Below are 12,721 nucleotides of genomic sequence, written 5' to 3'. Positions count from 1 at the left end.
GGCTCCGCCCCCACGCCCCCTCCCGGTTTCGGTCGGTGTCCGTGTTTCTCTCGGCGCGTGGTTTTGGGTTCTTGCTTTGGGGCTTTGCCCCTTGCCCCCATTGGGGCCTTTAGGGCCGTCCGTGGCGAGGTGGGCATGTGGTCCAGTTTCCCCGTTTGTGGGGGGCGTGGCCAGATGGAGTGGGTGCCTCGGGGCTACTGTTGCTGGTGGCGGTCGCGACCCGACTGGCGACCCGTGGCCGCTGTGGCGTGCTCGCGCCGCCCCGGGTCTCGGCCCGGACGAGTTCGACGCCGCCCAGGACGCCGATGCCTTGACCGTCGGCACCAGGGTGGGTTTCCGGCATCCGCTGGTGCGGTCCGCGGTGTACCGGGCGGCGTCTCCGGCGCAGTGTCCATGCCACGTTGGTGTCCGGCAGTGAGGCTCCGCGAGGGCGCCGCCGCCGGCCTGACGGGCCGATTCGGCGTGTGGCTCGCTCGCCGGCGTCAGGCCGTCCTGTCCGGGCGCAGGTCGTGGCCGGCGCGGATCGTCGCGGCGGCCAGCAGGCCCAGTACCAGCATCACGGTGACGGAACCGCCGCCGGGTGCGGTCCCGACTATGGCGAAGAGGCTCTGGCCCGCCGCGAGCGCGAGCCCCGTCCCGATGAGCAGAAGCGCTGCGCGCAGCCTGCCCGTCGTCGGCATGGCGGCGGCCGCAGCGACCCTGGCGACCAGGCTGCACAGCCGCAGCGCGGTGAAGGCGAGGACGGCCCAGTAGCAGCCGATCAGCGCGGCCTTGACGAATCCCGTGGGTTGTTCGACCACGCCGCTGTTCGCCGCCAGCACCATGGCCGACAGCGCGGCGGCCGGTGCGGCGAGAGTACGGACGGCCACGGTCACCAGGCGCGCGAGGGCCCGCCACCGCAGGACCGGGAGCGGGGTGGCGAGACCGATTCCGAGCAGGACGGGGACGAGCCACGAACTCGTGAGGGGGTGGCCCGGGTCGGCGGTCAACGCGGCGGACGGCTGGGTCGCCCTCAGCAGCAGTGCCGTGACGGCGGCGATCGCGAACAGCGCGACGGCCAGCACACGGCGGGTCTGCCCGGCGAGCGTCTCGGGCCAGTCGCTGGGGTGCAGCCAGAGCCGTGCCGCCCCGGTGACGGCGTCCGGCCAGGCACCGATGCCCGCCTCGGAGACCTCGTGGCTGATCTCGGCACCCCATCGCTGCCGGACCGCGGGTGGATAGAGGCCGGTGATCAGGGTGGCGGCCCTCATGCCGGCGCGATCCCGAGCGCGCGCAGCCCGGCCTGGGAGACCCGGGCCATCTGCTCCAACTCGGCCTGCAGCGCCTCCCTGCCGGGGCCGGTGATCCGCATCGTGCGGTGCCGCTCCTGAGGTGCGGCCGCCTGGCCGGCGGGCTCGATCAGACCGCGCGTCTCCAGCCGGGAGAGCGCGCCGTAGAGGCTGCCGGGTCCGAGTCTGCGGCCGGTGAGCTCTTCGATCGCGGTGTTGATGGCGTACCCGTGCAGCGGACGATCCGCCAGGACGGTGAGCACGAGCATCTGGGCGTCGTTGCTGTGCATGGGTCTCCTTGCCTTTCCCTCATCGTAGTACGAAGCGCGATACTACTTGCCATGTACTACGAGACACGTACTATGACGCCATGGAAACACGTTCTGCCTGATCGGTCCCGTGAACGGGTCCGGCTGAAATGGCCGGCGCCCGGCCTCGGAGCCGCCCGGATCGCCCGGCATGCACGTGACGCACGCACCCTGGAAAGGCACACGATGGAACGCTCGACCGCCGGCACGACGGCGATGATCCGCGCCGATGACCTGTCCAAGAGCTATGGACGCACACAGGCCGTCAGCGGGCTCGGATTCGCCGTAGACGCCGGCCAGATCTGTGCGCTGCTCGGCCCGAACGGCGCGGGCAAGACCTCCACCCTGCGGATGCTGCTCGGCCTGTCGGCCCCCGACACCGGCAGCGCGCGGATCCTGGGCCGGCCGGTCGGCCTGGGCGCCGAGGTGCTCGGGCGCGTCGGCGTCCTCGTCGACGGGCCCGCGTTCGTGCCCCATCTGACCGGCACCCGCAATCTGAAACTCCTGTGGTCGGCGACGCGGCGTGCGTGGCCGCCCCCCGCGTTGGACGACGCGCTGGACCTCGCCGGGCTCGGCGCCGCGATCGACCGGAAGGTCAAGGGCTACTCCACCGGCATGAAGCAGCGGCTGATGCTCGCCCAGGCCTTGATGCGGGCGCCGGACGTGCTGATCCTGGACGAACCGGCCAACGGCCTGGACCCCGCCGAGGTCCGGACCCTGCGGGAGCACCTCGGCGCTCTGGCCCGGCACGGAGCCGCGGTGCTGGTGTCCAGCCACCAGCTGGCGGAAGTGCAACAGTTCGCGACCCACATCGTCGTGATGAACCTCGGCCGGCTGGTCACCGCCGGCCCGCTCGCCGACCTGCTCGGCGACACCGATGCCTACCGCGTCCAACTGGACGACCCCCGGGGGGCCGCCGAGGTGCTGCGCCGGATGACGGGCGTCACCGCGGTCACTGCCCGCGGCACCGAGTTCGTCGTCGCGGCACCGGGCGTGGCGCCCCGCGACGTCGTCCAGGCGCTGGTCACGGCGGGCATCGGCGTCACATCGGTCCAGCAGGTGAGCCGATCCCTCGAACAGGTCTTCCTGACCATGACCGAAGGAGACACCGGGCATGCTGCGCGTTGAACTGAGCACCCAACTGCTCCGGATCCGGACGCTCATCGCACTGGCCTGCCTGGCCGCCGTCCCGGCCCTCGCCGCGCTCGCCGGCGCCTCCCACGCCGGACATCGCAACGGCGACCAGGGCGGCCTGTTCGGTGCGTCCACCTACTCCGCGCTCAATCACACCATGGCGAGCCTGCAGTTCATCGCGCCGCTGCTCCTGCCGATCGTGGTGGCGCTGCTGGCCTGCGCCATCGCCTCCGCCGACCGAGACTGGGGAACGCTGCGCTACCTCTACGTGGCCCCCGTCACCCGATCACGCCTACTAGCGGGAAAACTCGGCGCCGTCGCGGTCACCACCCTCACCGCCACCGGATGCGTCCTGGCAGGAGGACTCATCAGCGGTCTCGCGCTGTTCGGATGGCATCCCTTCCACATCATCGGCGCGGCCGACCTGACCGGCGGTGCCGCGGCCGGCCGTGTCCTGGCCGCCACCGGTTACACGCTGCTGTGCATGCTCAGCATCGCCGCGGTGTCCTTCGTCCTCGGGCTGCTGCTGCCCCGGGGCGCCGAAGCGCTCGGCGCCGCCGTCGCCTTCGTGGTGGCGGCCAGCATCCTCAACGGCCAGCCCAGCCTGCACACGATCGCGGTGATGCTCCCCGTGCACTACTGGCAGAACTGGACCGACCTGTTCACCCCCGCCGGAACCGCCCGCCTCGGCACCGGAATCGTTGTCCAGATCGCCACGATCGCCCTGGCCGCGGGAATCTCCGTCCTGGTGCTCCACCGGCGCGACCCCGCCGCATGAGACCCGCGGCCCGGTCGGGCGACACCCTTCTCCGCCGAAAACACCGGAGGCCCGGTGGGCCACTCCTGGGGACTGGGAGTCGCATTCTGCAAACTCAGGCCCGCGGTGTGCTCCTCCCCGCCATCGGCTGCCGATGCTTTTGCGGACGTCTCACCGTCTTCAGTAACGAGCGCTACATTTGCTGATGTGGTAGCTGAACCGTTCCTTGTGTCGTGGGTGGTGTTGCTGGTGCGGCTGCCTGCCGGACCTTCGAGGCACCGGGTGGCGGTGTGGCGGGAACTGCGCCGGATCGGAGCGCTGTCGCTGGGGCAGGGGACCTGGACGGTCCCCGATGTGCCCGTGTTCGCCGACGGCCTCGCGCGGGCGTCGCGGCTGGCGGGCGAGGCCGGCGGCGAGGTGGTGGCGCTGGCGGCCAGCGGACGCACCGACACCGACGCTCAGCGACTCAAGGAGCTGTTCGCCGCTGCCCGCACCGCCGACTGGGCAGAGTTCCTCGACGACTGCGACAAGTACGAAGCCGAACTCGCCAAAGAGATCCGCACCGCCAAGTTCACCCTGGCGGAACTGGAGGAGGAAGAGCAGAGCCTGGAGCGGCTGCGCCGCTGGCACCGTGACCTGACCGCACGGGACGTCTTCGGCTCGCCGGAGGCGCCTCAGGCCGCCGAGCGCCTCAAACAGTGCGCCGCGGCCTGCGAGGGCTACGCTGAACGGGTCTTCACCGCGCTGCACCAGGGCTCGAAGGACGGCGGCTGACCATGCCGTCCTCGGCGGAGGCAGGCGACGGCGCGCCGCGGCGCGCCATGTGGCCGCTGTATGCCGCCGGATTCACCACCGCCTTCGGGGCGCACGGGATCGCCGCCACTCTCGGTGGCCGTTCGGCGGATGCGGTCACCTCATTGATGGTGCTGGGCGGGCTGCTGGCCTTGTACGACGGCGCGGAGGTGCTACTCAAACCGCTGTTCGGCTCCCTGGCTGACCGCGTGGGCGCCCGTCCGGTGCTGGTAGGCGGGCTGGCGGCGTTCGCGGCCGCTTCGACCGTCTATGCCGTCGCCGACAGCCCAGGCTGGTTGTGGGCGGCTCGCCTGGGGCAGGGGGCCGCCGCGTCGGCGTTCTCCCCGGCCGCCTCCGCCCTGGTCGCCCGGCTCAACCCGGCGGCGGGGCACGGCAGGGCCTTCGGTTCCTACGGCTTCTACAAGTCGATCGGCTACACGCTGGGGCCGCTGCTCGGCGGGGTAGTGGTGTGGGCAGGAGGTCTGTGGCTGCTGTTCGTGGTGCTGGCGGTGCTGGGCGCGGGAGTCGCCGCTTGGGCGGCGCTGGCCGTCCCGGCCGTGCCGCCGCTGCTCCGGCCGCGCCAGACGGTGCTCGATCTGGCTCGACGTCTGGCCGACCCGAGATTCTTGGCACCCACCGCGGCCCTGGCCGCAGCGACCGCCGCGCTGTCGGCCGGGGTGGGGTTCCTGCCCGTCTCCGGGCGGGACGCCGGGCTGGGCACCGTGGCCACCGGTGCCGTGGTGTCGGTGCTGGCGGCGTGCGCGGCCCTGGTCCAGCCGCGGGCCGGGCGTGCCCTGGACTCTCGGCGCCTCACCGCCCGCGGCGGCATCACCGCGGGGCTGCTGGTCACCGCGATGGGACTCGGCTGCGCCATGGTTCCCGGCCTGGTCGGGGTGCTGTGCGGCGCCGCACTGATCGGCGCCGGAACCGGGCTGATCACCCCGCTCGGCTTCGCCGCCCTGGCCGCCGCCACCCCCGGTGAACGCATCGGCCAGACGATGGGGGCGGCCGAGGTGGGCCGCGAATTGGGCGACGCGGGCGGCCCGCTCCTGGTCGCGACCGTCGCCACCTTCGCCGGCCTCACCTACGGCTACCTGGCCCTCGGCGTTGTTCTGGCGGCCGGTGCGATCGGTGCGCTCGGCCCTCGCCGGACCGGCCGTCGCACCGGGCAACGACACCTGACGGAGCACAGATGATCGAGGACCGGATCCTCGGGTGCAGCACAGCGGAAGATGATCTTGTTTAGCGTCGAATCCGGGCTGACGGGTACCGAGCAAGCCGCTGATCAGGGAGTTTCGTCAGCTGCCCACTCGGAGTTGTTGCTGGTGGCGGCCGCGACCCGACCGGCGCCCCGTGGCCGCTGTGGCGTGCTAGCGCCGCGCCTGGCGGCGTCTCCGGGCCGCGCTGAGGACGCGGTGACACCCGGGCGGTCTGTCAGTCTGGGGACCAGTAGCGATCGTCGGACTTGCGTAGCCGGCTCACGTCTTCTTCGGCTCTGCGCACGTCCTCGGCCACCCGGCGAGCCTCCGCGGCGGCTTCCTGTTCGGCGGCCTCGCGGGCGGCCGCGAGGCGCTCGGCGGCTTCTCGTTCCGCGGCTTTGCGCGACTCCGCCAGGCGTTCGGCGGCTTCGCGTTCGGCGGCTGCCGTCCGGCGCCGTTCGATCTCGCGCAGCCGGACGGCGTCAGGGGCGGGGGCGGCCTGGGGGGTCCTTGCCCGTCTCCTGCGGATGCCGGAGAGCAGGGCCACGTCCAGGAGGACGGCGATCGGAGCCACCAGGACGACCAGCTGGGCGATGAGTATGGGCGATGGGCCGACCAGCCGCAGGAGGACGACCGCGAGGGCGACTGCGATCAGGCTGGCCATGGCGGCTCCCCTCTACTGCGGCGGGTGGGCGGCCTTGCGCCAGCCCTCCCGGCAGGCGGCCAGGAAGACGCTGCGGCCGGCGGGAAACTCGCCGCCCTCCTTCACGCCCTGCGCGTAGGACTTCTCGCAGAAGCCGGACGGGGCGTGGTCGCCCATGGTCGCGCGCATGCCCGCGGCCATCTGGACCATGGTCGTGAACGTGTAGCGCTTGCCGTCCGGGTCGATCATCACGATCTGCTTGCTCTGGGTGATCTTGGGCTTGGTGGCGGCCGGCTTGGGAGGGGCACTGGTGGACGGCGCGGCGGCCGGTGCGGACGCGGCCGGTGTGCCCGCCGTCGACGGCGACGCCTTCGCCTCCGGCTTCTCGTCGTTGCAGGCGGTGGCGCCGAACGTGAGGCCGCCGATGGCCAGCAGGATCGCGATCTTCTTCGTCACGGTCGGCTCCAGGGCGGCCGGGGGGATGCGTGGTCGGACAGTAACAGAACGCGGGTGGGCTAGGTGCCGCCGGTCGCGCGCTGGAGGAGCGCCTTCAGGACCTGCTGTTCCTCGGGGTTCAGGCGGGCGACCGGGGAGTCCGTCGTCAGTCTCGCCATGAGGCGTTCACGCGTTCCGGTGCCCGCGGGGGTGAGGGTGAGGACCTTCGCGCGGCGGTCGGTCGGGTGGGGGCCGCGTTCGACCAGGCCCTGCTTCTCCAGGCGGTCGACGATGAACGTCGCGTTGGACGGTTCGCAGCTCATGCGCTGGGCCAGCTCGCGCATCGTCATCGGGGCGGCGAGCTCGCGGAGCGCCACGGCCTGCGGAGCGGTGAGGCCGAGGTCGATCGCCCGGTCGCGGATGTGCGCGTCCAGCTGCGTGGCCAGCCCGTTCACCAGGCCGCAGATCTCCTGTTCGGCGACGGCCGGGCGGTTCTCTTCCACGGGCGCAGTCTAGCGGCGTGCATCAAGCTCTAAAGGTTGCAGCTTGAATAGTTCTAGTTGTAAGTTCCTTCGATGTTGGGCAGTCTGTCGTGTGGAGGTCTTGTGTCCAGGTGGAACCGTCCGTCCGGGATCCGTTCGGTGGAGTTGGGGGAATTCCGGCTGAGTTACGTCCCCGATGGCGTCGGTCGTCTGAGGTCGCGCGGGTGGCTGCCCAGCGCGACCGAGGAGGACTGGGCGCGGCATCGTCACGTCCTCGACGGGTCCGGTGCCCTGGTGGCGAGCATCGGCGAGCTGCTGGTCGAGCGGGGCGAGCGGGCGATGCTGATCGACGCGGGTCTCGGGCCGCGGAAGGAGCCGGACGATCCGGGCAATGCGCTCCACGGCGTGCTCGAGGGCGGCGAGCTTCTGGAGAGCCTCGGCAAGCTCGGGCGTCGTCCGGACGAGATCGAGGCCGTCGCCTACACGCATCTCCACCCCGACCACATCGGCTGGGCCGGTTCGTTCGGCGAGCATCTGGTCGCGGAGCCGGAGTGGCGGCAGCGGGACGAGACCCCGGCCGCCGAGCGGATCAGGACCGTCGAGGACGGGGAGGAGATCTTCCCCGGCGTGCGGGTCCTCCTGACGCCGGGTCACACGCCGGGGCACGCCGCCTATGTGATCGAGTCGGCCGGGCGGCGGCTCATCGCGTTCGGCGACGCGTTCCACTCGCCGGTGCAGATCGGTGATCCCGACTGGATCGTGGCCGTCGACTCCGACCGCGAGCAGGCGATCAAGAACAGGCATCGGCTGCTGGACGAGCTCCGCGACGGTGACACGCTCGGGTTCGGCATCCACTTCGCCGACGTCGTGTTCGGGCGGGTTCGCGAGCGGGACGGCTCGCCGGTGTGGGAGCCCGTCCATTCCGGGTAGCGCGAGGGCATGGACAGACTGACGCGCGGACTGGTCGCCGGTGCCGCCGGCACCACCGCACTCAACATGGTGACTTATCTCGACATGGTGGTCCGGGGACGACCGGCGAGCAGCACGCCTGAGGACAGCGTGGAGCGGCTGACCGAGATGGCCGGTGTCGACCTCGGGGACGAGGAGAAGGCCGAGAACCGGAAGGCCGGGCTGGGTCCGATGCTCGGGTTCGGGACCGGTCTCGGGGCCGGGCTCCTGTACGGGCTCTTGATGGGAGGACGGCGTGTCCCGCGGCCGCTCGGGGCCGTCGTTCTGACGGGGCTCGCGATGGCCGGGTCGAGCGCGCCGATGACCGCGCTCGGCCTGACCGATCCCCGCCAGTGGACGGGGTCGGACTGGGCGGCCGACGCCGTGCCCCACCTGGCCTACGGCGCCGTGGCCGCCGGCGTCTACAACGCTCTCCGCTAGGGCCAGGGCGCGGCGAACGCCCTGGCCGGGTTGGTGGTGAAGATGGCCGTCGCCGCCGAGCAGGATGCGGTCGGTGTGGCCGGCGTCCGCGAGTGCGGTGAGCGACTCGAACAGGTGCCAGTCGGTGGCGTGATGGGCTCGGGACGGTCCGTCGAACGCCAGGAACGCACCGGATTCGGCGGCGCGGCGGTGGGGCCACGGGTCGGGTGAGCGGTTGAGATGGCCGAGGATCACCCGGTCCGGCGGGACTTCGAGGGTGTCGCAGAGGAGGTCGAGGACGTCCAGTGCGGACGTGCCCTGCTCCAGGTGGACACCGATCGCGGCACCCGTCGCGTTGGACGCCTCCGCCGCCGCTGTCATGACGCGCCGGGCGTGGGCGTCCAGGTCGTGGAACGTGCTCGCGACCTTGATCATGCCTGCGCGGCCGCCGGTCAGTTCATCGGCGAACAGGGCGGCGGGGTCGACGGTCTGGGCGGCCTGGTGCAGGCCGGTGGCGGCGACGATGTGGACGCCCGTCGCGCGTGAGATGTCCGCAAGGTCGTTGATATGGCGGCCCATGCCGTAGGGCGTCTACTGGGCGATCGCTCCTCCGCCCAGTTCGGCGAACGCTCTGGCCTGGGCGGTGGCCGCGGCGGGGTCGTCCAACTCCTCGCCGGGCAGCCGCGGTGAGCTGAGGAACAGGTGGTCGTGGGTATCGCAGATCCCGAGGTCGGCGGGGTCGATGTCGCCCAGCACCGTCCTGACCTTCACAGCGCCGCCGCGGCGACGCGCAGGCCCGCCAGGGCCTTGGGGACGCCGACGTAGGGCGCCAAGTGGACGAACGACACTCGGTCCTGTGAAGGAAGATCCGGTGGCGTTCCGCCTCGACTGCGGCGCGACCTGGCTGAACCTGCTGGCCACGCGCGGCCGCGCCTTCGGTGCGCGGCCGGTCGAGCGGCTGCCCGACCCCGTCCGGTTCGCCGAATGGCTGGGCCTGTGCGACCTGGCACCCGTCCAGCCACCGCATCAGGACGACCTCGACAGGGCTGTTCGCCTCCGGGAGACGTTGCGCCCCATCGCGCTGGCGACCGTCGACGGACGTCCGCCCGAGGACGACGACGTGCGATCCCTCGAAACCTTCCTGGGCCAGGACGACCCGGTCGCCCTCTCAGTCGACGGACGGCTCGTCCGATCGGCGCCGCCGTCCACTCGGACAGCGCTGGCTCGCATAGCGCGGCAGGCCGTCGACCACCTCACCGGGCCGCAGCGGGACGACCTGAAGGTGTGCCCCGAAGGCGACTGCCGTGGCGTGTTCGCCGACCCTGCGGGGCGTCGCCGCTGGTGCCCGTCGCCCGCCTGCGCCAGCCGAGGCCGAGTGCGCGCCCTGCGTGCGCGCCGCTCGGCCTCGGCCGGAACCCAGGGCCGCTAAGGCGTGCCCATCCCCTTCTGCACCTGGGCAGCGATGTCATAGGCGAGCCCCACGGCGCTCTTGCCGTCGGAGGGTTCGCTTCCGTCCGGGTGGCCGTAGGAGACCTCGGCCAGGACACCGCCGCGGCGGAACAGAACCCGTGCCGGCGTGGACCCTTCGACGTAAGAGCCGAACGCCTGCTGTCCGAGCCCCTTCAGTGCGGTGAAGTACTTCTTGCCCTTGCGTGACAGCGGCTCCTCAGCGCGGGCGTTGAGATGCATCATCAGGTACCCGCGCGTCGCGAGGCGAACGCCTGTGTCCTGGCCGGTGTCCGGAATGGCCCTGAGGACGACCCTCATCGTGTGGCCGTTCGCCTTCCACCGGCACCCCGTCTGCTGCATGACCTGGCGGCTCCCGACGTCGGGGGGCTCCAGGTCGGGGGGTTCCACCCGGTTGGTGGCAAAGGCGAGCTCCTTGGAGGAGGGCTTGCCACCCAGGGCATGCTCCATCGCGGCGGCAGGGACGAGCGAGCAGGCGCCGGACGGCTTCTTGCCGCCGTCAGGTGTCTTCTCCTGCTTGACGGCCTCCGGCTTCACGCGCGGCGGCATGCCCAGGGCGCGAGCGCTGTCGGAGGCGATCCGCAGCGCGACGTCCATCAGCTCCTTCTGCGGCGCCGGACGGGGACCCGTCCCCCTGTAGGAGATCGAACCGACGGTGTTCCCCACGCGGAAGGCGACCAGAGCGCCGGCCGACGGGTCGTGAGCGGCGACGGCGTCCTCTCCCAGGCCCTTGACCGCCAGCACCTCCTCGTCGGTACGCGTCGTCGGCGTCGTCATCTCGACCGCGGCCGCCAGCGGCGCCACTTTCACCCGCGGGCCGCGCATGACGCCGAACTGCAGTCGTTCCGCATCGTCGATCCAGTCGGCGGCGAGCGTCCCGTAGGTCGTCGCGTCCGATTGCTTCATACCGTCCTCACGCAACTGGGTGAGTTCCACTGTGAGGTACCGGGACTCGGCCGAGATGCGTTGCGACCACTCGCAGTATCCGAAGTCGCCGTTCTCCCGCATCTCACGTTCCGGGACGACGGCCTTCAGCGTCGCCTCCGACACACCGCAGTTCTCCGGCAGACCACGGGCGATCGGCCCGCTGGGCACCGGGTCGGCTGTCACCGGCAGCTTGCCGGCCGGTTCGGCGTCGTCGGATCCGGACGACGGCCATAGGACCCAGCCGGCGACGGCGACGGCGACGGCGACCAGCCCGGCGGCCACTGGGACGACCCGCCTCCAACGATCCGCGAGCATCCGCACCGCCCTCCCGGGGGCGTTTCGCTCCTCCGGGGCGTCGTGATCGTGTCCGTTCATGGGATCGCTCACGGCTGCAGCTCCTCCGCTACGTCGAGGGCGGCGGTGTAGACGCCTCTGAGTGCCTGGTCGCGGGGGATCAGCTTGTCCGTGCGGATGTTCATGCTGCCCATGTACGTGACCCTGACCAGGACGTTGCGCACGCGGAACGTGACCGTGGCGGCCTTGCCCGGGAGGACGGCGAGCTTGCCGTAGCTGATCCACGCCTCTTCACCCAGTCCGGCCACCGCGCTGAACATCTCCGGTGCCGGCACGGTCGCGCCGTCGCCCCGAGCCCCCTGGTGCAGCGCCAAGTAGTCCGTGCGGGCAGCTCGGACGCCGAAGCCGGGTTCGCGATCCGGGATCGAGGTGATCGTGACGGCGAGACGCCGGGTCTCCTCGTGGGGGGTGCGGTCGCGCTCCGGCACGTATCTGCTGGCGCCCCACACACAACTGTCGGTGGTGGCGCCGAACGCGTCCGAGAGGCTCGCCTCGGTGCCGCGTTGCGGCACGGCCCCGGCGGCGAGTCCGTCGATGGTGTCCTCACGCACCGTGTCGCAAGGTTTGGGGACCCGCTTCAGGGCGGCGGGCCCGCCGGCTTGAGCCGGGGTGTCCTGCTCAACGGGCCGGGACGGCGCGCCGAGCGCCGTGGCCAGGTCGGCCGCGGCACGCATGGCCCCCGCCAGCGCGTCCTTCTCCGGAAGCGGCTCGACCTTCGCGGGATCGGCCGGCGGCCCGTCCCAGCCCTCGTACGCGGCTGTGAACGTCTCGCCCCTGAACTGGAAGACGACCAGGCCCGTCCCCTCCATCCCGGAGACCGAGTAGTACGCCATCGCCTCGTCGCCGAGCCCGCTCAGGCGCCGGGGCGGGTGCGGGCTCAACGTGGCGAGGGGGCCTCGTAAAGAGGTCGGGAACCGTTTGAAGTACCCCGTGCCCCTGCCGATCTTGAGTGACCGCTCCTTGCTGTTCCCGCCGGTCAGCGCGTACCAGGAGCACGCGTCCGTGGTGCTGCTGCCCCGCACCAGGGCCTTCAGCGTTTCTTGGGGCACACCGCAGTCCTTCGGGATCGCGGGTTGCTTGGGAACCCGGTCAGGTGCGGTGCGCAGGGCGGCGAGCTTCCCCGTCTTGAAGGACGTCTCGGACTCCTCCGGCCCGGAAGGCCACATGGCCGCGACGGCGACCGCGATGACGGCCACGATGATCGCCGCCAGGCCGGTGACGAGCCGTGTCCGGACGTCGGTCCGGAGGCGCCGGCCGTAGGCGCGCGCCAGCTCGCGGGGCAGGCTGCGGGCGTTCACCTCGACGGCCTCCGATCGATGCGGCGCCACATCGCCATCCCCCCTGGACGACGTTCTCGTGCGGTCTCGTAGGTCATGCGCGCTCCGGGGTTGCTCGTACGTGTGCCGGCGATCGAGGAGATTGGAGACCCGAACCCACCGGCGAGTTCGGGCTGGACCCCACGCACGCCTGCTCGAAGCGCGACTTTTCGTTCAGAACGACCATGACCAGCGCCGACTTGCCCCCCACCAAGCTCCGCCAGCTCAACGAGGCCCGGCTGCAACCGATGGGGGACGGGCGGGGTTTATG

At 71.7% G+C, this 12,721-nt stretch carries 15 protein-coding genes and 1 pseudogene; 7 read left to right on the top strand and 9 right to left on the bottom strand.

Features of this window, described 5'->3' with window-relative positions; genetic code table 11:
• Positions 1 to 482: 482 nt before the first annotated feature.
• Positions 483 to 1,250: a hypothetical protein gene (locus E1293_RS36100; RefSeq protein ID WP_207939292.1), complete on the bottom strand. Its 768-nt coding sequence runs from the start codon at positions 1,248 to 1,250 to the stop codon at positions 483 to 485.
• Positions 1,247 to 1,558, bottom strand: a complete 312-nt coding sequence (locus tag E1293_RS36095) for a PadR family transcriptional regulator (RefSeq protein WP_132202781.1) — start codon at positions 1,556 to 1,558, stop codon at positions 1,247 to 1,249. The genes E1293_RS36100 and E1293_RS36095 overlap by 4 nt, the downstream gene beginning before the upstream one ends.
• 204 nt (positions 1,559 to 1,762) lie before the next feature.
• Here E1293_RS36095 and E1293_RS36090 point away from each other — a divergent pair, with 204 nt between their 5' ends.
• The 4 genes from E1293_RS36090 to E1293_RS36075 all read left to right on the top strand — a co-directional run bounded on the left by E1293_RS36090 (position 1,763) and on the right by E1293_RS36075 (position 5,455).
• On the top strand, positions 1,763 to 2,704 hold the full coding sequence (locus E1293_RS36090) for an ABC transporter ATP-binding protein (protein WP_165978548.1): 942 nt from the start codon (positions 1,763 to 1,765) through the stop codon (positions 2,702 to 2,704).
• Complete coding sequence (locus tag E1293_RS36085; protein WP_132202777.1) at positions 2,691 to 3,488, top strand: ABC transporter permease; 798 nt, start codon at positions 2,691 to 2,693, stop codon at positions 3,486 to 3,488. Before E1293_RS36090 ends, E1293_RS36085 begins: the two co-directional genes overlap by 14 nt.
• A gap of 186 nt (positions 3,489 to 3,674) precedes the next feature.
• The gene (locus tag E1293_RS36080) at positions 3,675 to 4,241 is read left to right on the top strand and encodes a Chromate resistance protein ChrB (protein ID WP_132202775.1); all 567 of its coding nucleotides are present in this window, start codon (positions 3,675 to 3,677) and stop codon (positions 4,239 to 4,241) included.
• 2 nt (positions 4,242 to 4,243) lie between these two features.
• Positions 4,244 to 5,455: an MFS transporter gene (locus tag E1293_RS36075; protein ID WP_207939291.1), complete on the top strand. Its 1,212-nt coding sequence runs from the start codon at positions 4,244 to 4,246 to the stop codon at positions 5,453 to 5,455.
• 238 nt (positions 5,456 to 5,693) lie between these two features.
• Here E1293_RS36075 and E1293_RS48875 read toward each other — a convergent pair whose 3' ends face one another.
• Genes E1293_RS48875 through E1293_RS36060 form a run of 3 tightly spaced genes read right to left on the bottom strand, consistent with a single transcriptional unit; the run spans position 5,694 to position 7,039 of the window.
• Positions 5,694 to 6,122, bottom strand: coding sequence for a hypothetical protein (locus E1293_RS48875; RefSeq protein ID WP_207939290.1), 429 nt, complete (start codon positions 6,120 to 6,122; stop codon positions 5,694 to 5,696).
• Positions 6,123 to 6,134: 12 nt separating this feature from the next.
• Positions 6,135 to 6,557 (bottom strand): hypothetical protein, encoded by a 423-nt coding sequence (locus E1293_RS47950; protein WP_165978547.1) that lies wholly within the window; start codon positions 6,555 to 6,557, stop codon positions 6,135 to 6,137.
• A 59-nt stretch (positions 6,558 to 6,616) separates the two neighbouring features.
• A complete protein-coding gene (locus E1293_RS36060; RefSeq protein ID WP_132202773.1) occupies positions 6,617 to 7,039 on the bottom strand; it encodes a MarR family winged helix-turn-helix transcriptional regulator in 423 nt (140 codons plus the stop codon).
• A gap of 138 nt (positions 7,040 to 7,177) precedes the next feature.
• Here E1293_RS36060 and E1293_RS36055 point away from each other — a divergent pair, with 138 nt between their 5' ends.
• Both E1293_RS36055 and E1293_RS36050 read left to right on the top strand, forming a co-directional pair.
• Positions 7,178 to 7,948: an MBL fold metallo-hydrolase gene (locus tag E1293_RS36055; protein ID WP_132202771.1), complete on the top strand. Its 771-nt coding sequence runs from the start codon at positions 7,178 to 7,180 to the stop codon at positions 7,946 to 7,948.
• A 9-nt stretch (positions 7,949 to 7,957) separates the two neighbouring features.
• A complete protein-coding gene (locus tag E1293_RS36050) occupies positions 7,958 to 8,407 on the top strand; it encodes a hypothetical protein (protein ID WP_132202769.1) in 450 nt (149 codons plus the stop codon).
• Positions 8,408 to 8,497: 90 nt separating this feature from the next.
• On the opposite strand, the pseudogene E1293_RS50845 reads toward E1293_RS36050, so the two are convergent.
• Positions 8,498 to 8,965 (bottom strand): annotated as a pseudogene (locus tag E1293_RS50845) (phosphotriesterase family protein); the annotation flags it as partial.
• Positions 8,966 to 8,977: 12 nt separating this feature from the next.
• Positions 8,978 to 9,157 (bottom strand): hypothetical protein, encoded by a 180-nt coding sequence (locus E1293_RS48870; RefSeq protein WP_207939288.1) that lies wholly within the window; start codon positions 9,155 to 9,157, stop codon positions 8,978 to 8,980.
• An 85-nt stretch (positions 9,158 to 9,242) separates the two neighbouring features.
• Here E1293_RS48870 and E1293_RS36040 point away from each other — a divergent pair, with 85 nt between their 5' ends.
• Positions 9,243 to 9,815 carry a CGNR zinc finger domain-containing protein gene (locus E1293_RS36040; RefSeq protein ID WP_207939287.1) on the top strand — a complete coding sequence of 191 codons (573 nt, stop codon included), beginning with the start codon at positions 9,243 to 9,245 and terminating at the stop codon, positions 9,813 to 9,815.
• Here E1293_RS36040 and E1293_RS36035 read toward each other — a convergent pair.
• A complete protein-coding gene (locus tag E1293_RS36035) occupies positions 9,812 to 11,167 on the bottom strand; it encodes a hypothetical protein (protein WP_132202765.1) in 1,356 nt (451 codons plus the stop codon). The two genes, E1293_RS36040 and E1293_RS36035, sit on opposite strands and share 4 nt — an antisense overlap.
• Entirely contained in the window at positions 11,164 to 12,462 is a 1,299-nt protein-coding gene (locus E1293_RS36030; RefSeq protein ID WP_132202763.1) for a hypothetical protein, read from the bottom strand. Before E1293_RS36030 ends, E1293_RS36035 begins: the two co-directional genes overlap by 4 nt.
• Between the last annotated feature and the right edge of the window lie 259 nt (positions 12,463 to 12,721).

It is taken from the genome of Actinomadura darangshiensis, assembly GCF_004349235.1.
Classification (GTDB): Bacteria; Actinomycetota; Actinomycetes; order Streptosporangiales; family Streptosporangiaceae; genus Spirillospora; species Spirillospora darangshiensis.
Note: the sequence above shows the minus strand (reverse complement) of the source record. Positions and strands in the feature narration are given on the sequence as shown.